General features: G+C 65.6%; 20 protein-coding genes, 2 tRNA genes and 1 pseudogene. 12 read left to right on the forward strand and 11 right to left on the reverse strand.

Features of this window, described 5'->3' with window-relative positions; translation table 11 throughout:
• Nucleotides 1-22 precede the first annotated feature (22 nt).
• Nucleotides 23-334, forward strand: coding sequence for a DUF7155 family protein (locus H7J73_RS02450; RefSeq protein WP_264065650.1), 312 nt, complete (start codon nt 23-25; stop codon nt 332-334).
• A 3-nt stretch (nt 335-337) separates the two neighbouring features.
• Here the strand turns inward: H7J73_RS02450 and H7J73_RS02455 are convergent, their stop codons facing one another.
• Nucleotides 338-583: a hypothetical protein gene (locus H7J73_RS02455; protein ID WP_264065651.1), complete on the reverse strand. Its 246-nt coding sequence runs from the start codon at nt 581-583 to the stop codon at nt 338-340.
• Between the two features lie 171 nt (nt 584-754).
• On the opposite strand from H7J73_RS02455, the gene H7J73_RS02460 reads away from it, so the two are divergent.
• A tRNA-Asn gene (locus H7J73_RS02460) sits at nt 755-827 on the forward strand.
• 4 nt (nt 828-831) lie between these two features.
• Here the strand turns inward: H7J73_RS02460 and H7J73_RS02465 are convergent.
• Nucleotides 832-2,763: an acyl-CoA dehydrogenase family protein gene (locus tag H7J73_RS02465; protein WP_264065652.1), complete on the reverse strand. Its 1,932-nt coding sequence runs from the start codon at nt 2,761-2,763 to the stop codon at nt 832-834.
• A gap of 100 nt (nt 2,764-2,863) precedes the next feature.
• On the opposite strand from H7J73_RS02465, the gene H7J73_RS02470 reads away from it, so the two are divergent.
• Nucleotides 2,864-3,598: a VIT1/CCC1 transporter family protein gene (locus H7J73_RS02470; RefSeq protein WP_264065653.1), complete on the forward strand. Its 735-nt coding sequence runs from the start codon at nt 2,864-2,866 to the stop codon at nt 3,596-3,598.
• Nucleotides 3,599-3,601: 3 nt separating this feature from the next.
• Here the strand turns inward: H7J73_RS02470 and H7J73_RS02475 are convergent, their stop codons facing one another.
• From H7J73_RS02475 to H7J73_RS02485, 3 genes are read right to left on the reverse strand one after another with little or no spacing between them, the layout of a single operon-like run.
• Nucleotides 3,602-4,231: a hypothetical protein gene (locus H7J73_RS02475; RefSeq protein ID WP_264065654.1), complete on the reverse strand. Its 630-nt coding sequence runs from the start codon at nt 4,229-4,231 to the stop codon at nt 3,602-3,604.
• 47 nt (nt 4,232-4,278) lie between these two features.
• Nucleotides 4,279-5,490: an MFS transporter gene (locus tag H7J73_RS02480; protein WP_264065655.1), complete on the reverse strand. Its 1,212-nt coding sequence runs from the start codon at nt 5,488-5,490 to the stop codon at nt 4,279-4,281.
• Between the two features lie 28 nt (nt 5,491-5,518).
• A complete protein-coding gene (locus H7J73_RS02485) occupies nt 5,519-5,971 on the reverse strand; it encodes a MarR family winged helix-turn-helix transcriptional regulator (RefSeq protein ID WP_264065656.1) in 453 nt (150 codons plus the stop codon).
• 124 nt (nt 5,972-6,095) lie between these two features.
• Here H7J73_RS02485 and H7J73_RS02490 point away from each other — a divergent pair, with 124 nt between their 5' ends.
• Complete coding sequence (locus H7J73_RS02490; RefSeq protein WP_264065657.1) at nt 6,096-8,138, forward strand: ATP-binding cassette domain-containing protein; 2,043 nt, start codon at nt 6,096-6,098, stop codon at nt 8,136-8,138.
• Complete coding sequence (locus H7J73_RS02495; protein WP_264065658.1) at nt 8,135-8,986, forward strand: CbiQ family ECF transporter T component; 852 nt, start codon at nt 8,135-8,137, stop codon at nt 8,984-8,986. The genes H7J73_RS02490 and H7J73_RS02495 overlap by 4 nt, the downstream gene beginning before the upstream one ends.
• Before the next feature lie 16 nt (nt 8,987-9,002).
• Here the strand turns inward: H7J73_RS02495 and H7J73_RS02500 are convergent, their stop codons facing one another.
• Genes H7J73_RS02500 through H7J73_RS02510 form a run of 3 tightly spaced genes read right to left on the reverse strand, consistent with a single transcriptional unit; the run spans nt 9,003 to nt 11,960 of the window.
• The gene (locus tag H7J73_RS02500; protein WP_264065659.1) at nt 9,003-10,274 is read right to left on the reverse strand and encodes an ABC transporter substrate-binding protein; all 1,272 of its coding nucleotides are present in this window, start codon (nt 10,272-10,274) and stop codon (nt 9,003-9,005) included.
• Complete coding sequence (locus tag H7J73_RS02505; RefSeq protein ID WP_264065660.1) at nt 10,271-11,098, reverse strand: carbohydrate ABC transporter permease; 828 nt, start codon at nt 11,096-11,098, stop codon at nt 10,271-10,273. Before H7J73_RS02505 ends, H7J73_RS02500 begins: the two co-directional genes overlap by 4 nt.
• Entirely contained in the window at nt 11,085-11,960 is an 876-nt protein-coding gene (locus H7J73_RS02510; RefSeq protein ID WP_264065661.1) for a carbohydrate ABC transporter permease, read from the reverse strand. Before H7J73_RS02510 ends, H7J73_RS02505 begins: the two co-directional genes overlap by 14 nt.
• A gap of 114 nt (nt 11,961-12,074) precedes the next feature.
• Between H7J73_RS02510 and H7J73_RS02515 the strand changes: the two genes are divergently transcribed.
• The 3 genes from H7J73_RS02515 (at nt 12,075) to H7J73_RS02525 (ending at nt 15,910) form a co-directional block, all read left to right on the forward strand.
• Nucleotides 12,075-13,589, forward strand: a complete 1,515-nt coding sequence (locus H7J73_RS02515) for a TldD/PmbA family protein (protein WP_264065662.1) — start codon at nt 12,075-12,077, stop codon at nt 13,587-13,589.
• A gap of 79 nt (nt 13,590-13,668) precedes the next feature.
• Complete coding sequence (locus H7J73_RS02520) at nt 13,669-15,042, forward strand: TldD/PmbA family protein (protein ID WP_264065663.1); 1,374 nt, start codon at nt 13,669-13,671, stop codon at nt 15,040-15,042.
• A gap of 7 nt (nt 15,043-15,049) precedes the next feature.
• The gene (locus H7J73_RS02525; RefSeq protein ID WP_264065664.1) at nt 15,050-15,910 is read left to right on the forward strand and encodes a carboxymuconolactone decarboxylase family protein; all 861 of its coding nucleotides are present in this window, start codon (nt 15,050-15,052) and stop codon (nt 15,908-15,910) included.
• Nucleotides 15,911-15,919: 9 nt separating this feature from the next.
• Here H7J73_RS02525 and H7J73_RS02530 read toward each other — a convergent pair whose 3' ends face one another.
• Complete coding sequence (locus tag H7J73_RS02530) at nt 15,920-17,221, reverse strand: hypothetical protein (protein WP_264065665.1); 1,302 nt, start codon at nt 17,219-17,221, stop codon at nt 15,920-15,922.
• A 213-nt stretch (nt 17,222-17,434) separates the two neighbouring features.
• Nucleotides 17,435-17,665: a hypothetical protein gene (locus H7J73_RS02535; protein ID WP_264065666.1), complete on the reverse strand. Its 231-nt coding sequence runs from the start codon at nt 17,663-17,665 to the stop codon at nt 17,435-17,437.
• Nucleotides 17,666-17,924: 259 nt separating this feature from the next.
• Between H7J73_RS02535 and H7J73_RS02540 the strand changes: the two genes are divergently transcribed.
• Nucleotides 17,925-17,998: transfer RNA gene (locus H7J73_RS02540), tRNA-Ile, on the forward strand.
• 290 nt (nt 17,999-18,288) lie between these two features.
• On the opposite strand, the gene H7J73_RS02545 is transcribed toward H7J73_RS02540, so the two are convergent.
• Nucleotides 18,289-19,620 carry a hypothetical protein gene (locus H7J73_RS02545; RefSeq protein WP_264065667.1) on the reverse strand — a complete coding sequence of 444 codons (1,332 nt, stop codon included), beginning with the start codon at nt 19,618-19,620 and terminating at the stop codon, nt 18,289-18,291.
• 1,455 nt (nt 19,621-21,075) lie between these two features.
• Between H7J73_RS02545 and H7J73_RS02550 the strand changes: the two genes are divergently transcribed.
• The 3 genes and pseudogenes from H7J73_RS02550 to H7J73_RS02560 form a co-directional block, all read left to right on the forward strand.
• Nucleotides 21,076-22,359: a hypothetical protein gene (locus tag H7J73_RS02550; RefSeq protein ID WP_264065668.1), complete on the forward strand. Its 1,284-nt coding sequence runs from the start codon at nt 21,076-21,078 to the stop codon at nt 22,357-22,359.
• A gap of 206 nt (nt 22,360-22,565) precedes the next feature.
• On the forward strand, nt 22,566-23,234 hold the full coding sequence (locus tag H7J73_RS02555) for a hypothetical protein (protein ID WP_264065669.1): 669 nt from the start codon (nt 22,566-22,568) through the stop codon (nt 23,232-23,234).
• A 3-nt stretch (nt 23,235-23,237) separates the two neighbouring features.
• Nucleotides 23,238-23,375: pseudogene (locus H7J73_RS02560) on the forward strand (alcohol dehydrogenase); the annotation flags it as partial.
• Between the last annotated feature and the right edge of the window lie 33 nt (nt 23,376-23,408).

Genomic DNA, 23,408 nt, shown 5'->3' on the forward strand with positions numbered 1-23,408 from the left:
TGATCGAACGAAAGGCACGTCAATGGGAATCATCACAGCGAGTCGCGCCCGACGGATTGTCGTCATCGGCGCCTTCGCGGCAGCTGCCGTCGCCGCACCCACGTATGCAGCCCTCAGTGCCCCCACTCCGAGCAGCACCCCGCAGGCGGAATGCCTGGCCTGGCTGGGCGCTCGCGGTACTGGCACCTGCATTTCGTACTCGAATTCCAGCGGTGCCGGCCAGACCGGTTTCGGTAGCCCCGGGATTTCCGTCGGCGGTCCCAACAGCGGTAGCCCCGGTATCAGCACCGGCCCGCTGCTGCCCGGGCAGACGATCAACGTCCCGCTGGGCTGACCGTCACTGCCGCGGCGGCTGCTGCGGCGGGATTATTACCGTCTGACCATCGACTTCGGTGAGTTCGACCATGCCCGCATCCGGGGACACCCGGTTGGCGATTCTGCGGCGTCCTGCGTCGATCACGGACTTGGCGACCGGACTGCCGGTGACTGCCCGGTACGTGCCGACGATCTGCTCATAGCGACGCCGGCCGGCCTTCGACCCCAGTACATAGCCGACTCCCAGCACGGCGACAAAGCGGATCACTCAGATGCCTCCAGGTCCTTCGTCTCGACGCGACTATGCGCGATTGCGTTGCCTCCATCCTGCCTCACCGACGGCCGTGCGCGCTGCCGGCGGAAGCGCTTTGAGTAGTACGGGGCCAGTACGCTAGAGTCACTCCTCGGCCCGCGGAGCAGCTACCCGCGGGAGTGCCAATCCCCTGTAGCTCAATTGGCAGAGCAGCCGACTGTTAATCGGCAGGTTCCTGGTTCGAGTCCAGGCGGGGGAGCAAGTCAGACTTGCAGGTTCTCCGGATGCAGCATCTCCGCGTAGCGCAGCTGCTCGGGGATGCCGAATCCTTCGACCAGGGTCTCGGCGTAGGGCCGCAGTAACCGGCAGCGGTCGTTGATGCCGCGGGTGACCGCCTTGGCGCGTTCGGTCGACAGGAACCGGTGCTCGATGTACCAGGCCTTGTCGTCCTCGATCACCGACAGCGCGTAGAGGTCGCACACCAGGCCGAGGACCTTGCGGGCCTCTTGAACTTCTACCGCGTCGCCTGCACAGGCGTCGATACCGGCCACGAAGGCCTCCAACACGATCCGGTCGATATGCGCGGTGGCGGCATGCAGGACGTGGTCCTGGACGGCGTTGAACGCGTCGAAGGCAGACATCTCCTTGGACTTGCCCTGCAGTCGGCGGGCCACCGACGCGATCATGTACTCCTCGCGGTCCTCGAACATCTTGACCTGGGTGCCGCGGTTGAACAGGCTGCCTTCTTCCTCGTTGTCCTGCCGCGAGTCGACGATGGTCTGCATGATCGCCTGCGCCGCGGTCCGCTTCGCGACGCGTTCACCGGCGAAGTTGGCGGCGAAGCGCACCCATTCCACCGGGCTCATGCCCTTGATGTCGTCGGCGTAGGCCGTGAGCAGCTCCTTGGCCACCAGCTGGGTGAGCACATGGTTGTCGCCCTCGAATGTGGTGAACACATCGGTGTCGGCCTTCAGGGCGATCAGCCGGTTCTCGGCCAGATAGCCGGCACCACCGCAGGCCTCGCGCGCTTCCTGAATGGCCTTGGTGGCGTGCCAGGTGTTGGCCGCCTTCAGGCCTGCTGCCCGAGACTCCAACTCGCGCTGCTCCTCAGGGTCGGGATCATCGGCGGTCTGCAGTTCGTGGCACTTGGCCACCAGCTCGTTCTGTGCGAACTGCAGGGCGTAGGAGCGCGCGATCAACGGGAACAGCCGGCGCTGATGCACCAGGTAGTCCATGATCACGATCTCGCCACCGCCGTCGGGTGCGCTGAACTGCTTGCGCTCCAGTGCATATCGGGTGGCGATGTCCAGCGCCACCCGGGCGGCCGCGCCGGCGCTGCCGCCGACGGTTACCCGGCCGCGGATCAGCGTGCCCAGCATGGTGAAGAAGCGACGGTTGGAGTTCTCGATCGGCGAGGTGTAGGTGCCGTCGGCGGCCACGTCACCGTATTTGTTGAGCAGGTTCTCCCGCGGCACCCGCACGTGGTCGAACATGATCCGCCCGTTGTCCACGCCGGGCAGGCCGCCTTTGTAGTGGCAGTCCGAAGTGGTCACCCCGGGCAGGTCGTTTCCGCCCTCGTCGCGGATCGGCACGAACAGACAGTGCACACCGTGGCTCTCGCCGCCGGTGATCAACTGCGCGAACACCGCTGCCACGGTTGCAGTCTGGGCGGCGCCGCCGATGTAGTCCTTGCGCGACGACGGCGTGGGGGAGTCGATGATGAATTCGTCGGTGGCCGGGTCGTAGGTGGCGGTGGTCTCCAGTGACTGCACATCGCTGCCGTGGCCGGTCTCGGTCATCGCGAAGCAACCCAGCAGATCAAGGTCGATGATGCGCCGGACGTAGGCCTGGTGATGGCGCTCGGTGCCGAGGTTCTCGATCGCCCCGCCGAACAGCCCCCACTGGACGCCGGCCTTGACCATCAGCGACAGATCCGACATCGCCAGCATCTCGATCTGGGTGACCGCGGCGCCGACATCGCCGTTTCCGCCGTGCTCCTTGGAGAAGCCGTCTTCGGCGGCACCCTGTGCGGCCATGATGCGTAGCTGTTCGCCGACCTTCGTGCGCGCGATGACGGTGTTCGGAGTGTAGTGCGGACGGAATACCTCGCCGCTGAGTTCCTTACGTACCCGGTTCTTCACGTCGCGCCAGCGCCCGTCGAGGGTGTTCTGCAGATGTTCCGCCGTGGTGGTCATTACCCGACGGTAGCCGGTAGCGGCGACTCGCAAACGTGACTCCGCTAACGCAGGTCAACCTGAGTAGCCGCGCTGGTTCGGGATGCCGTTCAATAGCGCCATGTCTGAGGTTCAACCAGGTGTTCCACGGCCTGATGGCGAGTTGCCGCATGACTTCGACCACACGCACGCCGACGTCAGCGGTGGCTGGTTGCGGGCCGCGACGTTCGGGGCGATGGACGGCCTGGTCAGCAACACCGCGTTGATTGCCGGGGTAGCTGCCAGCGCCAGCGCACACACCGTGGTCCTCAGCGGGGTGGCGGGTCTGCTCGCCGGAGCGTTCTCGATGGCACTCGGCGAGTACACGTCGGTCACGACGGCCAATGAGCAGATCGAGTCCGAGGTCAAGGTGGAACGCCGCGCGTTCGCGGCGCATCCCCAGGCTGAACGGGCCGAGCTGACGAAGATGTTCGTCGATATGGGGCTGTCCCGGGAGACTGCCGAGCAGGCGACGGCCGACATCCACAAAGACGAGACCCGGGCCGTCAACTTCCATCTCGTACAGGAGCTCGGCGTCGACCCGCAGGAGAAGCCGTCGGCGAAAGTGGCTGCGGTCTCGTCGTTCCTGATGTTCTCGATCGGCGCGATCATCCCGCTGCTGCCATATCTGCTGGGGCTCGAATCGCTGCCGGCCGGCCTGGTGTGCGGCGGTATCGGGCTGCTCATCGCGGGCGGGTTGGCCGCGCACTTCACCAGCAGGCCGATCTGGGCGGGGTCACTTCGTCAGCTGGTGTTCGGCGGTCTCGCGATCGCCGCGACGTTCGTCGTCGGGCACCTCATCGGCGCGGCGCTCTGAGGGTCAGTCCAGTTCGACGCCGTAGCCGCCGCGCAGATCTTTGCGAGCCGCCGCCACTGTGCGGTTGCACAGGTCTAGCAATGCGTCGACGTCGAGCGTGGATGCTTCACCAAGTCGTTTGAGCCACAAGGCTTCTTCGTCTTTGAGGTCGACCCACCTGCGCTCGCCGTCGACGGTTTCGAGGAGCTGCTGCTTGCAGGCGTCCAACTGGACCAGCGAGTACCCGTGCTCACGGAACTGCCGGTCCCATTCGTCGAGCAGCTGTTCGGTGAGCTGGCGCACCGGCTCCGCGGCGTAGATCAGCACTTCCGCCACGCCGTCGTCGAGACCCAGTCGGGCGCGGAATTCGTAGAGCTCCTCGATGGCCTCGGCGCGACGTTGACCTTCGGTCTGGTCGGCGCCGGCGAGTGGTTCGGCGCCGCGCCGGACACGCATGGTGGCTGCGAGGAGGGTTTTCAGCGCGGCCTTCTTCTCCTCGCCGGCCCGTTTCTCGAAATCCAGCAGCAGCGCCTGCGACCGATCGGCCGCCCTCGCCTTGGAGTCGAGGCGCTTGGTCCAGATCGCCACGGTGGCAGTCGATACCACCGACACCACCGGGACCAGCGTGGTCGAGAGCAGGGTCAGCACACTCATGGTGGCTCAGTCTGCCGGACCGGGCCTGGTGTGCATGCGGGTTCGGGTCAGCTGTCGCTGCCGACGGTCAGCGCCTCCGCTGCATCGAGAGCTTCCTCGTCTGGGGTCTCGTCGTCGTCGATGTGCCTGAGGTGACCGCGAGCGGACAGCAGGACGGCCGCTCCCAACAGGACCGCCCCCGCACCGACCCAGAACGGCAGGTGAACGCTGACATTCTCGCCGAGGGTGCCGGCCAGCCACGGAGCGACGGCCGCGCCGCCGAACCGCAGGAAGCTGTACGCCGCGGAGGCGACGCCGCGCTCGACCGGGGCGGCTTTCATCACGGTCTCGGTGATCAGGGTGTTGTTGATGCCGATGAACAGACCGGCGACGACGACGCACGCGGCCAGGCAGGCTTTGTAGTCGGTTCCGATTGCCATGACCGCCAACAGAATTGAGAAGGCGAGCAGATTCAGCACCAGCACCCGCACGGTGCCGAATCGGTGTTGCAGTCGCGGTGCGACCACCACCGAGGTGAACGCCAGCGCCAGGCCCCAGCCGAAGAAGATCAGTCCGATCTGGTGGGCGCTCATGTCGAGGGGGAAGGGCGTGAAGGCCAGCAGGGTGAAGAACCCGAAGTTGTAGAGCAGCGCGGTGATCCCGACGCCGAGCAGGCCGCGGTGCTTCAGCGCACGCAGCGGATCGGCGATGCTGGTGGCCCGCGCAGCGGGAGGTGTCGCGGGCAGCAGGAACACGGTGACCACCAGTGCGACGGCCATCAACGCCGAGACGCCGAAGAACGGCCCGCGCCAGGAGATCGAGCCAAGCACCCCACCGACGAGTGGCCCGACGGCGATACCCAGGCCCAGCGCCGCCTCGTACAAGATGATCGCCTGCGCCACCGACCCGCGCGCGGAGTTCACGATGGTGGCCAGCGCCGTCGCGATGAACAGCGCGTTGCCCAGACCCCACAGCGCGCGCCAGCCGACGATCCCCATCACGGTGTCCGACATGCCGGCCAATCCGGCGCCGGCGATGATGATCACCAAGCCGAGCAGCAGGGTGCGTTTCGGCCCGATCCGGCTCGACACGACACCGGTGACGAGCATCGCCACTCCCATCACCGCCATATAGCTGGTGAACAGCAGTGACACCTGTGATGGAGACGCGTCGAGGTTGTCGGCGATCGGTTTGAGGATGGGGTCGACGAGCCCGATTCCCATGAAAGCCACTACGGAAGCGAAAGCGACGGCCCAGACGGCCTTGGGTTGGCGCAGCATCGGGCGCTGGCACTCCTCACTGGATTGATTATTTAGGGGTCTGCGCGTTGTCGAGCAGGCGTCGGATGACATCGACAGCCGCGCCGAGTGCTGCACGGTCCGCGTCGTCCAACTGCGCCAGCAGCGGATCGATGACGGCCGCGCGGTCGGCCCGGACCCGGGTCAGCGTGCGGCAGCCTTCGGCGGTGATGCGGATCAGCACTGCCCGGGCATCACCGGGGTCGACGGTGCGGGTTACCAGGCCCGCGTCTTCGAGTCGTCTGACCTGGGTGGTCATCGTCGGTTGTGAGCAGTGATCCAGGGCGGCGAGATCCGAGATCCGGGCTTCGCCCTGGACCTCGATGGTCGACAACAGCCGGGCCTGTGCCCACGGCAACGGTGGTTGTGCGCGCTGATTGGCGAGGCGGTTGAGCCGGGCGACGACACCGAGCAGACTCGACCCGAGTTCGGTGTCGTCGGACGGGGGGCGCGCAGGGGACATGGGCCCAATTTACATAGAATTGCTATGTAGAACAACCTCGACGCGCATGCGGTGACTCACAGTTTCACCGCAGCTCCCGATGGCGGGCCACCGCTTCGCGGCGGCTGCCTGGCAGAATCGTGGCATGACCGCGACCAGCCAGGCGACCCGGCCACAGCGGGCACGGTCGTTGCAGCCCGGCGAGATGGCGCAGGCATCGGTGATGGCTGCACTGTGCGCGGCCACTGCGATCATCGCCGTCGTCGTGCCGTTTGCCGCCGGATTGTCGCTGCTCGGGACCGTTCCGATGGGTCTGCTGGCCTACCGCTACCGGATCAGGGTGTTGATCGCGGCAACCGTGGCTGCCAGCCTGATCGCGTTCCTGATTGCCGGCCTCGGCGGCTTCATGACGGTGATCAACTGTGCTTATATCGGCGGCTTGACCGGCATCGTTCGCCGCCGCGGCCGTGGAACGCCGACGGTGATCGTCGCCTCGCTGGTGGCCGGCGCCATCTTCGGGGTCGCGCTGATCGCCGCGTTGAACGTGCTTGCCCGGTTGCGGCATCTCATCTTCGAGTCGATGGGTGCCAACGTGAACGGGATGGCCGCGGTGCTCACGCGGATCCCGCCACTGGCGCCCGCGGCTGATGATCTCAAGAGCCTCTTCGCGGCTGCACTGAACCACTGGCAGCTGCTGATTCTGGCCTACGCGATCTTCGCGATCATGTGCGTCTCGCTGCTCGGCTGGTGGGCGCTGTCCCGGGTGCTGGAACGGTTACGCGGTATCCCGGACGTGCACAAACTGGAACTGTCTCCGGGCGACGAACCGGCGGGTCCGGTTCCGGTGCGGCTGCATGACGTCAGCTTCCGCTATCCGGGCGCCCAGCATGACGCGCTGCGTCCGACGAACCTCACCATCGGCACCGGTGAACACGTCGCCATCACCGGTGCCAACGGCTCCGGCAAGACGACGCTGATGCTGATCCTGGCCGGTCGGCCGCCAACGTCAGGTTTCGTGGAGCGCCCCGGCGTCGTCGGCCTCGGCCGGGCCGGCGGCACGGCGGTCGTCATGCAACATCCTGAAAGCCAAGTGCTCGGCACCCGAGTGGCCGATGACGTCGTCTGGGGCCTGCCGCCGGGAACCGAGACCGATATCGCCGCGCTGCTGGGCGAAGTGGGCCTGGCCGGGATGGAAGAACGCGACACCGGCGGACTCTCCGGCGGTGAGTTGCAGCGCTTGGCCGTGGCCGCTGCGCTGGCCAGGGACCCCGCCCTGTTGATCGCCGACGAGGTCACCAGCATGGTCGACCAGGTCGGGCGCGAGCAGCTCCTCGATGTGCTGTCCGGGTTGACCCAGCGGCATCAGATGTCGCTGGTGCACATCACCCACTACAACAACGAAGCCGCTTCCGCCGGGCGGGCGATCAGCCTCAGCGAATCGCTGGACAACGTCACTATGGTCGAGCAGGCTGAGGCGCCCGCGGCCACCGTCACCATCGAACGTGAGCAGTCCGGTGCGCCCGTGTTGGAACTCGACCGGGTCGGCCACGAATACGGCTACAAGACACCTTGGGCCAAGACCGCGCTACGCGATATCAGCTTCGTCGTCAACGAGGGCGACGGTCTTTTGATCCACGGCGGCAACGGTTCCGGTAAGTCGACGCTGGCGTGGATCATGGCCGGCCTGACCACGCCGAGCACGGGTACCTGCCTGGTTGGCGGCAAACCGGCCCACGAACAGGTGGGGGAGGTAGCGATCGCCTTCCAGGCGGCGCGGCTGCAATTGATGCGGGCCAGGGTCGATCTCGAAGTTGCCTCTGCCGCGGGGTTTTCGCCGCATGATCATGGTCGGGTGTTGTCCGCCTTGGCAGCGGTCGGGCTCGACGCCGCGTTGGCCAAGCGCCGTATCGACCAACTCTCCGGCGGCCAGATGCGCCGCGTCGCGCTGGCCGGGCTGCTGGCGCGCAAACCTCGCGCGTTGATTCTCGACGAACCGTTGGCCGGGCTCGACGCCGCCAGCCAGCGTGGTCTGCTGCGGCTGCTGGAGGATCTGCGCCGCGAGACCGGGCTGACTGTGGTCGTGATCTCCCACGACTTCGTCGGGCTGGAGGGGCTGTGCCCACGGACGCTGCACCTGAGCAACGGCGTGATGGAGCCGACGCCGGCTCCCACCGGGGGCATGTCATGACGACCGCCTCGACTCCACCGACGAACCGGCAACCGAAACCTGTTGTGCTGCTGCGACCCGTCCCTGGTCGGACCGTCATCCACGAAATGTGGGCGGGCACCAAACTCATCGTGGTGTTCGGCCTCGGGGTATTCCTGACTTTCTATCCGGGCTGGGTGCCGATCGGTGCGGTAGGGCTGATGGTTGCCGTGGCGATCTGGCTGGCGCGTATTCCGCGTGGCACGTTACCCACGGTCCCGAAATGGTTGTGGCTGTTGCTGATTTTGGGTGGGGTCACGGCGGCCTTCGCCGGCGGCAGTCCGGATATCGCGCTCGGCTCTATGCAGTTCGGGCTCGGCGGACTGCTGAACTTCCTGCGGATCACTGTGCTGTCGATCGTGCTGCTGGCACTCGGGGCGATGGTGTCCTGGACGACGAATGTCTCCGAATTCGCCCCTGCGGTGGCGACATTGGGCCGGCCGCTGCGACGGCTGCGAGTGCCGATCGAGGACTGGGCGGTCGCGCTGGCGCTCGCGCTGCGGGCGTTCCCGATGTTGATCGACGAGTTCCGGGTGCTCTATGCCGCCCGCAAACTGCGGCCACGGCCGGTCCTGACGTCGCGGCGGGCCAAGCGCAAGCGCTGGTCGGCGGAAATGGTGGACCTGTTGGCGGCGGCCATCACCGTGGCGCTGCGCCGCGGCGACGAGATGGGTGATGCCATCGCCGCTCGCGGCGGCACCGGGCAGATTTCCGCCGCGCCCTCGACACCGAAGACCCGCGATTGGGTGACCTTGGCGATCGTCGTCGTCGTGAGCGCCATCGCTTTGGTCTTGGAGCTGACGATCCTGGGCACCAGCGCCGCGAGCTAGCGCTCGGCCGAGTCGGTCAGCTGGAGGCTGCAGCGTTCGCCGCCGTCTGCGCCTGGGCCAGCGTGGTATCCACCGGCGACCGGCCGAGGAACATCTCGTCGAAATACGGGGTGATCGCCTGGTAACCGGCCGCGAAACCTGACCCGCCGGGCGCCGGGATCCGCGGACCGTCGAGCACCCGGAAGAATGGCCCGACGTCGACGCCCCGCCGGGACCAGTAGTCGAAGTACGTGCGCTGCGCCGCCAATACCGCCGGAATTGCGGCACCCCCGGCCCCGACGAACGCGTTGCCTTCCGTGCTGCCGAGCCACGCCAATACCTGGCGCACCGCCTCGGGATGCTTGGTCGCGGAGTTGCCGGCGGCGGCAATGCCATTGGTGACGCTGACCCGACCGGCGGGGCCGGTGGGCAGCATCGCCACACCCCAGCGGAACTCGGCCTGCTCGGCGATGGCCGCCAGGTTGTAGGTGCCGGACTGGAACAGCGCCATCCGCCCGGCCAGGAACTGGTTGCGGGAGAAGTCGCGGTTGTTGTTGGTGTCCGCCGCGGGCGGGGCGACGCGATCCTGGTTGATCAGCGCGACGAGGTAGCGAAATGCCGTTGCGGCTTGGGGATTGTCGAACGCGAACCGGTCGCCCTGCTGGAACACGCCGCCGGCCGACCCGATGTAGTTGAGGTAGATGCCCTGTAAATCGTTGGCGGCGTTATAGGCCCACTGTCGTGGACCGGTCAGGCGGGCCAACAGCGGGCGCAGGGTGTCGACGGCCGGGTCGGGGTCCCAGCGCAGGGTGTCCAGAGTGGCGGGGTCGACGCCGGCGCGGGCCAGCAGCTCGGTGTTGTAGTACACCGCGATACCGGCATCGGTGAGTTGCGGCACTGCCCACAGCGTCCCGTCGCGGCTGAACTGCTCGACGACCGACGGCTCCCAGCCGGCCGAGCGCTGGATCGGCATCAGTCTGCCGTTGTCGGCATAGCCCGGCAGGAAGGCATTGGAGATCCAGAAAATGTCATCGGCGCCGCCACCGGCCACATCGGTGCGCAGCGTGTCGAAGTACGACGCATAGGCCACGACGTCGAGCCGCACCTCGATACCAGGGTGGCGGCGGGTGAACTCGTCGAGTGACTGCCGGTAGGCCGTGGCCACCTGCGCATCCCAGAGCCGGACCGTGATCACCGTCTTGCCGCTGGGCTCACTCGAATACCCCAGGGCGGCAGCGAGCGCCAGCAGCACCGCCGCGAGCAGGGCCACCGCACCGGCGAACAACGTGGAGAACCGGGGGCGGGTCACTTGAGTCCCGTCACCACGATCGACCGCACGATATGGCGCTGAAACACCAGGAACAGCACCAACAGTGGCACGATCGCCACCGTCGTCGCTGCCATCACCAACGTCCACTGCGCGTTGTACTGCGACTGCAACCCGGCCGTCGCGACCGTGAGCGCCTGCCATGTCCGGCCGCTGGTGATCACCAACGGCCACATGAAGCTGTTCCACTGGGTGACGACGGTGATCAGCGTCAGCGTCACCAGAATCGGCCGGCTCGCCGGCAGCACGACGTGCACGATCACATCCAGAGTGTTGGCCCCGTCGAGGCGGGCCGCGTTGATGAGGTCGTCGGGAATTGCGCGGAAGTGCTCACGCAGCAGGAAGATGGCGTAGGGAGAACCGAATACGAACGGCAACACCAACGCCCAGAACGTGTTTCGCAGACCGACCTGCGCCATCATCAGGTACAGCGGAACCACCGTCACGGTGGTAGGCACCATCAGTGTCGCCACGTACACCCAGAACAGCGCGTCGCGGCCGGGAAACTGTACGCACGCGAACGCATATGCCGCCAGCACCGAAAAGGTCAGCTGGCCAAGGACGATCACGGCGGTCATCAGCGCTGTCACCATGACGGCGCGGCCGAATCCGGCGCCGGCCAGGTCGACGTAGTTAGCCAGCGTTGGCGGCTTGGGCGGCGATAGGGGCAGATCGGTGGCGAACTGATGTGCCGAGGTGACCGACGTGAGCAGACCCAGCAGAAACGGCACCAGGGTGATCACCGCCCCGGCTGCCAGGCCGACATAGACGAGGCCGGCCGAGGCCGGGGGGCTAGGTGACTTCATAAGTGATCCGTCGGCGGAAATACAGCTGCTGCACCGACGTGATACCGACCAGGATGACGAACAGCACGATCGCCATCACCGCGGCCCGGCCGATCGCCGCCGCGCCGAAGGCTTCGGCGTAGATCCGGTGCGCGACGAGATCGGTGCGCCCTTTCGGGCCGCCGTCGGTCAGTGCGTAGACGGTGTCGAAGACCTGCGCCGCACTGACGAAGCCGGTGACAAGGACGAAGAACAGAGTCGGGCGCAGCATCGGCAAGGTGATCCGCCGGAATCGCTGCCACGCAGTGGCCCCATCGATGCTGGCGGCGGCGTGGACGTCGGCGGGTATCGCCAGAATCCCGGCGACAAAAAACAGTGTCACGTAACCGACGTTGGTCCACACCGTCACTGCGGACACCACCGGTAACGCCAGGCCAGGGTCGGTCAGCCAGTCGATGTTGTGGCCTAGGACCGTACTGACCGCGCCGTCGGTCGGGGCGAGGATCCAGCGCCACAGCACGGCGATGGCCAGCGGCGCGCAGATCCACGGCAGGACGTAGATGGTGCGGAAGATGGCGCTACCGGGCAGTTCGCGGGCGAGCATCGCGGCCGCGGTCAGACCGAGGACGGTCTGTGCGGGTACCACGATCGCGACGAACACCAACGTGACCACCAACGAGTTGCCGAATGTCGAGTCGGTCAGTACGGCGCGCCAATTGTCCAGTCCCACATACTCGATGGGGCCGAGTAGATCCCAGCGGTGCAGGCTGAGCCACACCACCACCAGCATGGGCAGCAGCAGGAACGCGACCACGCCGAACAGGCTCGGCGCCAGTAGCGCGTAACCCAGCGCGGTCGATCGCCGCTCTGTGTGCCGTCCCATGCAGGTATTAAAGCGGTCGGACCCGGCCGGCTGCCGTCCGCCGGGCCGCTCGGGGCGATCTCACGCTGCGATGCCGCCACGATCTGTGGCAGCAGCCACCGTTACGGTGGAGCCGTGACAGTCCGGACCGTCGACGCAGACTTCGTTGCCATCCCGCGCCGGGAGCTGGCGGATGCCGCGCTTTCGGCGGCTCTTGCCGCCGGCGCCAGCTACGCCGACCTGCGCATCCACCGCATCACCAACGAGATCGTGCAATTGCGCGACGGCGAGCTGGAGACCGCGGTGGTCAGCCGTGAGATCGGTCTGGCGGTGCGCGTTATTGTCGACGGCACCTGGGGTTTTGCCGCGCACGCCGAGCTGTCGCCCGAGGTGGCCGCCGAAACCGCCCGGCGCGCCGTCGGGGTGGCCACCACCCTGGCTCCGTTGAACGCCGACCGGATCGAGCTGGCCGCCGAGCCTGTCTACCGCGACGCGACCTGGGTGTCGAGCTATCTCATCGATCCCTTCGAGGTGCCGGCCGCCGACAAGATCGCCGTCTTGGGTGAGTTTTCCGGACGATTGCTGGCGGCTGACGGCGTCGACCATGTATCGGCCGGCCTCAACGCCGTCAAGGAGCAGACGTTCTACGCTGACACCTTCGGTTCGAGCACCACCCAGCAGCGGGTTCGCATCCTGCCGATGCTGGAGGCGGTCACCGTCGATTCCGCGCTGGGCAGCTTCGAGACGATGCGCACGCTGGCTCCGCCGATGGCGCGCGGGTGGGAAGTGCTCGCCGGCGACGAGGTGTGGAACTGGTCAGAGGAGCTGGCGCAGATCCCGACGCTGCTGGCGGAGAAGGTCAAGGCGCCCAGCGTCACCGCCGGCCCCACCGATCTGGTGATCGATCCGTCTAACCTGTGGCTGACCATCCACGAATCCATCGGGCACGCAACGGAATACGACCGCGCGATCGGCTACGAGGCGGCCTACGCGGGGACCTCGTTCGCCACCCCCGACAAGCTCGGGACCATGCGCTATGGGTCGCCGGTGATGAATGTGACCGCCGACCGTACCGTTGAATTCGGGCTGGCGACAATCGGTTACGACGACGAAGGGGTGGCCGCGCAGAGCTGGGATCTGGTCCGCGACGGCACGTTCGTCGGTTACCAGCTCGACCGGGTGTTCGCGCCCAAGCTCGGACAACTCCGGTCCAATGGCTGCTCCTACGCCGATTCGCCACACCATGTACCGATCCAGCGGATGGCCAACGTGTCGCTGCAACCCGGCGGCGACCAGACCACGACGGCCGATTTGATCGGCAGGGTGGAGAACGGGATCTACATCGTGGGCGACAAGTCTTGGTCAATTGATATGCAGCGCTACAACTTCCAGTTCACCGGCCAGCGTTTCTTCCGGATCACCGACGGCCGGCTGGACGGGCAACTGCGTGACGTCGCCTATCAGGCGACCACGACGGACTTCTGGAATTCGATGGAGGCGGTCGGCGGAGCGTCGACGTGGCGCCTCGGCGGTGCTTTCAACTGCGGTAAAGCGCAGCCGGGTCAGGTCGCCGCGGTCAGCCACGGCTGCCCGTCGGCGCTGTTCCGGGGCGTTAACGTGCTGAACACCCGCCAGGAGGCCGGCCGATGAGTGAGGTGCACGGAGTGGGTGTCCGGAGGATCGAACCGCGTAGCGCGGGGAGCGAAGAGGCCGAAAGGCAGGGCAACGCGTGATCACCGCGCAGCAGGCCATCGATCTTGCCCTCGCCGCGGCCGCCAACGCCGGCGGTGCCGACGAGACGATCGTGCTCGTCACCGATGCGGCCGACGCGTCGCTGCGCTGGGCGGGCAATTCGATGACCACCAACGGCGTCTCCATCAGCCGTGACACCACGGTGATTTCGATTGTCCGCCAAGGTGATACCGCTCGTGTCGGCTCACGCCGATCCAGTGAGGTCGACCCGGCTGCGCTGTCGGCACTGGTCGCGGCGTCGCAGGAGGCGGCCCGCTCGGCTCCCGAGGCGCGCGACGGCTACCCCCTACTGAGTGGTGCCCAGGTGCCGGAGAACTGGGACGCCGCGGTGCCCGGCACCGGTGCGGAGGTGTTTGCGCACGTCGCGGAGTCGCTGAGCCGCGGCTTCCGTGGGCCGGACACGCTCTATGGGTTCGCGCATCATGTGGTGGCGACGACCTTCTTGGCGACGTCGACGGGTGTGCGCAGGCGATACACACAGCCCACCGGTTCGGTCGAGATCAACGCCAAACGCAACGGTGCCAGCGCGTGGGCCGGCACCAGCACGCCGTGGTTCATCGACGTGCCGACCGACCGACTGCTCGAGGATCTATCGATGCGGCTGGCCTGGGCTGAACGCACCGTCGAGCTTCCGGCCGGCCGCTACGAGACGATCATGCCGCCGTCGACGGTCGCCGACATGATGATCTACCTGGGCTGGACGATGGACGGCCGCGGCGCGCAGGAGGGCAGAACGGCGTTATCGGCGCCCGGTGGGGGAACCCGAGTGGGGGAGAAGCTCACCGACCTGCCGCTGACTCTGTATTCGGATCCGGATGCGGCCGGGCTGGAGTCCACGCCCTTCGTCGCGGCGGGCAGTTCCTCGGAGACGCAGTCGGTTTTCGACAACGGCATGGACATCGGGCGGGTGGACTGGATTCGTGACGGCGCCATCAACGCGCTGGCCTACCCGCGGGCCAGTGCCGCCGAGTTCGGCGCGCCCGTCGCGGTACCGGCCAGCAACCTGCTGATGACCGGTGGGACCGCAGAACTCGCCGACCTGGTCGCCGGCACCGAACGCGGACTGCTCCTGACGACGCTGTGGTACATCCGCGAAGTCGACCCCACCACTTTGCTGCTCACCGGTCTGACCCGCGACGGTGTCTACCTGGTGGAGGACGGCGAGGTGACCGCCGCAGTCAACAACTTCCGGTTCAACGAGAGCCCGCTCGATCTGCTCCGGCGCGCCACCGAAGTGGGCGTCAGCGAAGTGACTCTGCCCAGGGAATGGGGCGACTGGGCCACTCGTGCTTCGATGCCTTCGTTGCGGATTCCCGACTTCCACATGTCATCGGTCAGTCAGGCGCAATAATCGGGCGATGACTTCGTCGGTATCGTCCACGGCCCCTCGTGCGGTGTTGACCGGTGAACTGGCCAGGCTCGTCACGTACTCGCCCGCGGGGGATGCCCGCCTGACGGCGCTGGTGCGCCGCACCTGTGCGGCGGCACTGTCGCTTCCGCCGCTGCTCGTCGAGGACGATGTGGAGGCGGTGACCGACTCCGAGAAGGTCGTCGTCGAATTCGCCGAACAATTCAGCACCGACGTCTCGACGGTGACCACAGAGCTGCGGGGACGATTCTTCGCCGCCGTGGGTCGCAAGGCGTTCACGGTGTGCGCGTTAGCCTTCATCGCCGATTTCGTCCCCCGTGTCCGCTCCGGCTTCGACGCGCTGGGGGTGGACTGGCCCGCCGCCGATAGTGGCTGGGACCACGCAGAAGATCCCGGCGATGCTCTGTTGAATGTCTTCGCCCCTGCTGTCGGCCGGCTACGGGGTCTCGACCCGGTCACCACGGAGATCATCCGGTTGCGGGGAGCGGGGCAGCACAACTGCCGGTTGTGCCGGTCGCGCCGCGAGGTGGCGGCCCTCGACGCCGGTGGTGGCGAATCGCTGTATGCCGACATCGAGCGGTTCGAGACCTCGGAGCTGCTCAGCGAGCGGCACAAGGCGGCGCTGCGCTATGTCGACGCGCTGATCTGGTCACCGGCGCGCATCGGTGCCGATATCGCCGCCGGTGTGCACGCACACTTCTCCGACGACGAGGCGATCGAGTTGACGCTGGATGTGATGCGCAACGCCACCAACAAGATCGCGGTGGCACTGGGCGGAGACGAACCGCGGGTCAGCGACGGCGTCGAGCACTATCTGCTGGACGCCGACGGCCAGGTTCAAGACGCGTAGGCAACTGTCCTAGGCCGCTTGTTCCAGGGGCGGGCCCAGCGATGGCAAGCCGCGAATCTGCCTGGGCACGAAGCGCAGTGCCGGCTCGCTGATGGTGGCCGCCGGCCGGGTGCGCACGAGTCGTAGCGGCTGCGGCGGAGCGTATCGGGCGAGGCCGGAGGCCGGCAGCGCCAACACGGCCTTGGCCTGGCGATAGCCGAGACGAATGCCGGCTCCGGTGATGACGAACAGTCCGATGATGCCCGGCAGCGCGAGAGCCGCTAGCGCAGACAGTGACGGCGAGCGCAACACCGCTCGGACCGCGTGGGCGAAGAACTGCGTGACGCTCGTCGGGATGGCAGTGATATGGGGCAGCGGCACCTCGACGGGCGCCGACAGCTTCGCGCTGCCGCTGGTGGTCGCGATCGTTCCGATGGATGCGGTCCCGGTATCGGTGGTCAGCGGAAGTCCGGCTACGCCTTCGGATTTGAAGTCGGGCCGAGATGAGAGCACCGACGATCCGGCGAATAGCGGCTCCGCCGTTCCGGACGCCGGCGTTGGTCGGTCCGACCGGATCAGGTCGGCGGTGGCACTCCACGGGGAGACGCCCAATAGCGAACCGAGATCGGTCGCGATGGGTCCGAGTGTGTAGACCACCGACGTCAGCATGTACTCGACGGAGGAGATGACGTCAGACACGGGCGTCAGCGGCCAGAAGACCGGCCCGGGTACGGGCGTCGTCGCCGCCGCCACTGGTTCCGGCACCGACGCTACCGGCTCCTCGACCGTCGTCGCTGCCGGCGCGATGTCGTCGGTAGCCGCCGTCGTGGGGTCGACGACCGGTGTCACGGCGTCCGCGCCGGATGGGGCGCTGTTGGTGACCACAGGGTTGGTGACCGGGTTGTTGGCACCCGCACTCGGCGACACTGCATCCGAGGCGCCGTCGGTGGTGGTGGTGGTGGCGGTCGTCCCGGATTGGTTGTTGGTGCTGGTGGCGCGCGCTGGACCGGCGGGTGTCGGGGTGCTGTTGGCAGGTGTCGACGGTGGCTGCTGGCCAGGAACCCGGCCGGAACCGAAGACGCTGGCGACGTCGGCAATCGTTTTGCGCAGGATCACCGCGGCTCGCAACGCCGGGGTCTCGCCTGGCGCGACCTTGGGGCGGTGCGCTGATCCGGGCCCGGTGCTGCCGCTCTGGCTGTGTTCCGGTGACCCGCCGCCGTCGGGATCGGCCGACGCGATCGCCGTCCCGCTGCCTATCAGGAGGCCTGCGCACACTAGGCAGATACCCGCCGCGTAGTGCACGTTTGACCTAACCACGGTGTCAACCCCCATGTGATGGACCTGGTGAACGGCCCAATGGTCAAATGGTCCCACAATTTCAGTGGGGAGCCGCATCGATTCGAGTCTGAATTCTTTTCGCGATGGCGGTCCCTGTTGTTACAGATTGCTTCCAGGACGTATTCCACAACGAATCGATCTTGAATGCCGAGAGTCCGGGTGCGATTAAGCACCCGGACCCTGGCCCACTTCCGCGACAGTGGTGGCTTATTTGTGGTTCTTGTGGTGGTGGTGGTGCTCAGGTGTGCCGGGCTTGATGTTGGTGCCGTTCACTCCGGTGGAGTGGTCCTGCTCGGCGAAGACGGTGGGGCCCGCGTTGGGGACTCCGCCGGAGAGGACCGGGCTGGCCTGGCTGGCGGCGGCGACCCCGACGGCCAGCAGGGCGGGAGCGATGGCCAGGGTGGCGCCGGCGGCGATGCGGCGGAAAGTGACGATCATGGTGAATCTCCTTGTGGGAGTGGACTTTTTAGGTTTCTTGGCCGGTGCGTCCCGGCGATGAGATAACTATGTCGCACTCCCGACACTTGGCCTGTCAGCCAAGTGGTCCCCAGCTGGGATGAACGTGTCGTCCACTGATCGGGGGACAGCCACGCACGCCGGGATGCTCCACGCCGGCGAGTGTGATTACTCGATGTCAAGGGCGGCGGGGTGGCATGCGAACATTGGTGCCGCGCACAGTGCCCTGCCGGTGCGCGCTGGGGCGGTAGCTCAGTCGGTTAGAGCCGCGGACTCATAATCCGTTGGTCGTGGGTTCGAGCCCCACCCGCCCCACCGAAAAGGCGTATTGAGTCGGTTGATGGCTCATATTTCGGCTTCGGGTGATAGGCGACAGTGTTTCGGCTGATGCTTTATACCTACTTCGGTTGATCCCCGGCACTCCCTGAATGAGGGAGTTAGCGGTGGCTGAGCAGCGGTATCGGGCTGTGTTAACGGTGATCAGCGAGCTGCTGCCCCAACGCAGCCCTCCGAAAAGGACACGGTCGCCGCAACCTCTCAAGATCGAGAGTGTTGCGACGACCGTGTGAACCCGCCCGGTGAGGGCGTCGATTGCTTTGGCTAACTCAGGCAGCGTCTTTCGCTGATCTGGCGCTCGAGCCTTTCTTGCCTGACGGTGCGGCCTTCTTGACGGAGCTGGTATCGCTCGCATCCGGCTTGACCTTGTTGCCCCTGCCGGCGGCGCCCAGCGGGGTCTTCACCCGCTCAATATTGTTACCGTCGCTGAGGGCGGTGCTGGTGCCCTTGGGCGTTTCCTCGGCGGCTCCAGTCGAGGTGGCCTCCTCGGTGGCGACGACCTTCCCGACCTCGACGACCTTCTCGACCTCGACGACCTTCTCGACAGCGGGCTCCACTGTGACGGGCGCAGGGGTGACGGCCTCCGCCGCAACCGTGGTGGACACCGGATCGACGTCGGTCTTCGGCGGCTCTACCAGCGTGTCGGTAGGTGTCTCCAGGGAGACCGTCGCTGCGGTCAGGTCCGGAATCGACGCGACGCCATCAGCGGCGGTCTCCGCCGGCGCGGTGGTCTTGAGGGTCATCGACGCGGGTCCGGCGAGCGCGTTCGCGATCACCTTCGGAATGGTCACCAAAAGGGACGCGAGGATGCCGTTGTTCTGCGGCGCAGCCGGGTCCCAGGTGAGTAGGCCCGGGAAGAAGGTTTTGTAGCCGTCAGTCTCGTAAGCGGCTGTGTACCCATTCAGGATTGCACCCGCGAGCACGCCGGGGGTGTTGATGATGGCGCCCAGCGCTGCCAGCGGATCACCTGTGCTGATCGCGTTCACCAGGGCCTGGCTCTGGTCGCCGAGCACCTCGACGGTGCCCATGACCGGGCCCAGCGCGCCAATGGCCAGGGGAAGCATCACTGTGAACAGATCTGTGGCCGCCGTGAGCACCCTGACCAGGGATTCCGCCATCTTGATGGGGAGCTTCACGACGTCGAAGATCGGGAATGCAGAGACCAGGAGTCCCGCGATGATGTTGTTGACCGCGTTGGCCGCCTCGACCGTATCGCCCTGGGACAGGGAGGCGATCAAATTTTGCATTTCCGGCACCACGTTGTCAGTGGCCCAGAGGGACAAGCTCTGGCCCAGGGCCCCGAGGCTGCTGGCCACGGTCTGGGCGTAGCCGAGCTGGTTGGTGAGCAGTGCCCGCAGGATTGGGGCGGGATCGGCCGCGACCGCCGAGCCGATCCCCACCACGTTGGTGACCGCGCCGCTGACTGCATCCGCCCACTGTTGAATGGGGTTCACCGCCGCGGCGAGCTCCATCTTGGCTGCGCTGATGGCCGGGACCTGAATATCGGGTCGTGCTGACGGTGAGACCGGTGTAACCAAGAGGGCGCTGGCAGCGACCGCGGCGATCCCGGCGGTGAGAGATGAGCGTACAGCTAACTGCATGACAGTCCGTGTCCTTGTCCTCGGCGGATTCTGGCTGTTGACCGAACTGCTCCGACTAGGTCGGGGCACAAGACTCCGGAACTTCTCAGGCTTCTCACAGTCAACGTGAAGCACCGTACCGCCCCGGCGATAACGTGTTCCAGTTTGGGGGATAGTTATTATGACTGATATTTGCGAAATCAAATTTAGGCATCTTCGATATCGCACTGAACTGCAACGACTGCTTTCGGTCGACCGGCTTTTGAAGTAAAAATAGCTGGCAGGTCATATGATGACACCTCGTAAATCTGGCTTGCGGTGTGTCTCGGAGGCCTCCGGGCTGCCCAGTGTGACCGTGGAGCACCTGTACTCGGTTTTCGGAACTAGGAAAAGGCGGCCCGGCTCGACTAGTGCACAGTGGGCTGCGGCACATCGCTTATGCCGCAGTGCGGGGCTGAGTTAGCAAACGTAAAGACCGGCGTGGGCCGCCGCGTCTTCTTATCGGCATGCCTCATTGCCGTCCGCTCGATTGGCTGATCCAGGCAATGGGCGGCAGATCGGGACAGCGACAGACCCCCCTCGAGAACCCGCCAGGCCGCACCGGGGCTGTTCCCGCTCTGCACGGTGCTGGCATTGTCCCGGTGGCGGTTCGTCCGCTTCGTCACCGATCGGCGCGCGTCGACGCCCGCACTGATGTTCACTCGTTCGGTTGCGTCCTCGGTGAAATACTCACCGGCGAAACCCCTTTCATCGGTGACTCGCCGGTGTCGATCGCGTATCGACATGTGCGCGAGGGTCCGGTGCCGCCTTCGTACTCCCGCGCGGCATCTCGGCGGGATTCAAGATCCGCGGCCCACTTGTCGAATCATGCACTCCTCCAACAATTTAGACATTGCTGTCGCGGCGCCTGACGTCGGCGGGTAATCGTACGGATCCGCACCGAAGTAGTTCACCTATGGCAAATATGTTTGAGTCGTCAATTACTTGTGCATGCTGCGAGAGGCGACCCCCTGTCAATCTCCTGCTAATTGACGACTGCGCCTATCTTTCCGAGAACGCCGAGTGGTCATATCAAAAGCAAGCGTGGTCTACAGGGGGACTGACATGACGGCTGGCACGCAGGCGATGGCAGGTACGGGCAAGTCCGGGGTCCGCAGTGGTCGTCACCGCACCCACCGGCACCTGGTGCCATACGCATGGCTAGGCGGCGGCGCGATCACCCTAGGTGTCGGTGCGGCCTTCGCCACCGGATCCGGAGTTGCCCACGCCGACACCACCGGATCAGTGCATTCCGATTCGTCAGGATCCACCAAAAACACTGCGGCAGTGGCGAACAAATGCACCCCATGTCGCTCGTCCACGACTCTGCGTGATGGATCTACCCGGACGGGGACCTCGTCGTCCGCGACGAACCTGGTTACGGCCAAGCTGACGACACTGCCGGGCACAGAAGCTGCTGCGTCCGGTGGTGTAGACGTGACCGGCCTTGCGGGCACGCAGCCGACCACGCCGGCCCCATTGCGCGGTCTCGGCGACGCGATAGCCTACGCAGCGCGCGAAATCGAGCCCGCGTTGTTTGCTAGGCCCGTCAGCGCCCTAGCCGCGAGCAGCGCCGCAGCTGGGCCTCCCCTTGCGGATGCGACTGAACCCCCGACAAATTCCGATAAAATCGCCGAAGAGCTTAAGAGTTCGCTGGAGCTGGCAGCGTCCCTCATTACGTTCGATCCAGTCGCAATTGTTGCCAACCTGGCACAGTCGGCGTTCATCTCCGATGAGCTTGACAATTACAGCAAGTTGCTCATCGGTGATGCCGTGACTGCCGCTGTCAACGCAGAGAACGCGATTCCGCAGGTGATCGCCTATCTGGCCGGCCCGAACGCGGCAGTTGGTGAAGCACTGACCTGGGCCGGTGCTGCAGTCGAGGACGCAGCCCTGGCTGGTGTGGCAGGGATCTCGGCCGTTGGCATTGGTGCTACTGCATTGACGGTCGGCACCGTGGGCTACATCGGATATACGTTGTACAAAGGCGTGACTAACACGCAATTCGACCCGCCCGTAGCCGGCGCCCCAAGCGTAGGCCAGCCCAATTCGGTCACCGGGGTGGTCACCGGCACCGTGGTATTCACTGACGATTCCGGTAGGTCGTTGACCTACACCTTTCCTGCCAGCAGCAGCGGTGGCGGCACCGTGACTTTTACACCCGACGCAACCGAGCCCGATACCTTCGACTTCACCTACACTCCCACGGCTAGCCAGCGCGCTTATACATCCCTCTATCCCGGTAACAACTCCGACACCTTCACCGTCACAGCGACTGACCAGTACCTCGGTGTGTCAGCCTCCGAACAGGTCTACGTCACCATCGCTCCCGGGCCCCCTGCGCCGAACACATTCGTCGGAACCTGGGGACAAAACGGTGTTCCCGTACTCACGATTACCAAGGTGGGCGACGTCTATACCGAAACCCTGGCTGGGTCGAGCAGCGTCTATGCGACGTTGGCGCAAGATGATCCGGACGACCCGAGTGATATCGGCGGCCCGGTCAGCGCCACCATTGTCCAGAACGATAGACAGGTACTACTGGCGGCCACGCCCGATTTCGATCCTGCCACGTTCTCCCTTGAAGAAGGCGTCAACGCATCGTTGTCCGATAGTGGCACGTTGGACCAATCTCAGGACAACTACGGGTCGCAGGACGGTTTTGAGGTCTACTCAAGCGAAAGTCGAATTTTCGCCAATTTAACCCCGATACCAAACTAGTCGACATGGCAAATCTTTCATGGATAAAGGGCGCCGGGTCTGTCGTTGTTCCGTTCTATACGAGCATCCACTCGGGCAGTAGCATCCGGGTTCGAGGTCGGCACTATGAGGCCGGACAACTCCCGCAGTCATTCGAGGTTATTCGCGGGTTCGGAGCTCTGTCGCGGCGCTATCTAGAACGCAGGGGGCTGCCCACAGTGAGGGTGGTGGTGCCGGACCTCCTAGCGGATCCGGCTTTATCTGCCGATACCGGCGCTGTTTCTGAGTCATTTCTCGTTCCGACGCCCGGGGTTCGATTCAGGGCGCCGCTGTGGGCACGCGACTCACTTGGAAATGGAACACATCCGGATCCGATCTTCGCTTCGCGACTTGGCGGAATTACCATCAAGCCAAAAATCGGTGTCTACGGCGTTGAGGGATCCGTGGTCAGCGCCGATATCACAACGGTTGTGGACCCCGAACTCGATTTAACTGTCCTGCTTCCTTGGGCTACGGCAGATAACCCCGAGACGGTCCAGGATGTGATCAGCGAGATCGCGGACGATCTGATTGCGTGGAACCCGGATCTTGGCTATGAGGATGACGTTGTGACTTCACTGTATGACGACGTTCGATGGGCTTTGCCGGACGAACCACTGGCTGGTTGGTCGGTTACTCTTTCCGAGCGCACACTCTCTCTTTCTGACGGCCAGACCGCTCCGTTCAGCGTCTTGTTCTCGACTCCGACGCCTGGCGCTATTGCCTTCGCGATTCAGGGCACGGGCGTTGTCCGCGACCCGGAAACTGGGGAAGAGACGGTGGAGCGAATTGTGTCGGAGATTATGGTGCTCGACGTCGGTCCTGAACTCGGACAGGTGACCTTCGGGCAGCTGTAGGACCGGGCAGGCAAGCTCAATCTCGACGACCCGGTGACCCGTGAATGCCGGTTGGATCAAATCAATGATGGCTTCCGGGACATGGTGGAGGGCAACCTCATTCGAGGGATCATTGGCTGTACCGAACAGGACTGGATGTAGAGCGTGACCGTGATGGACTCACGGAACGTGGCC

This window comes from Mycolicibacterium komossense, from assembly GCF_025822605.1.
Lineage (GTDB): Bacteria > Actinomycetota > Actinomycetes > Mycobacteriales > Mycobacteriaceae > Mycobacterium > Mycobacterium komossense.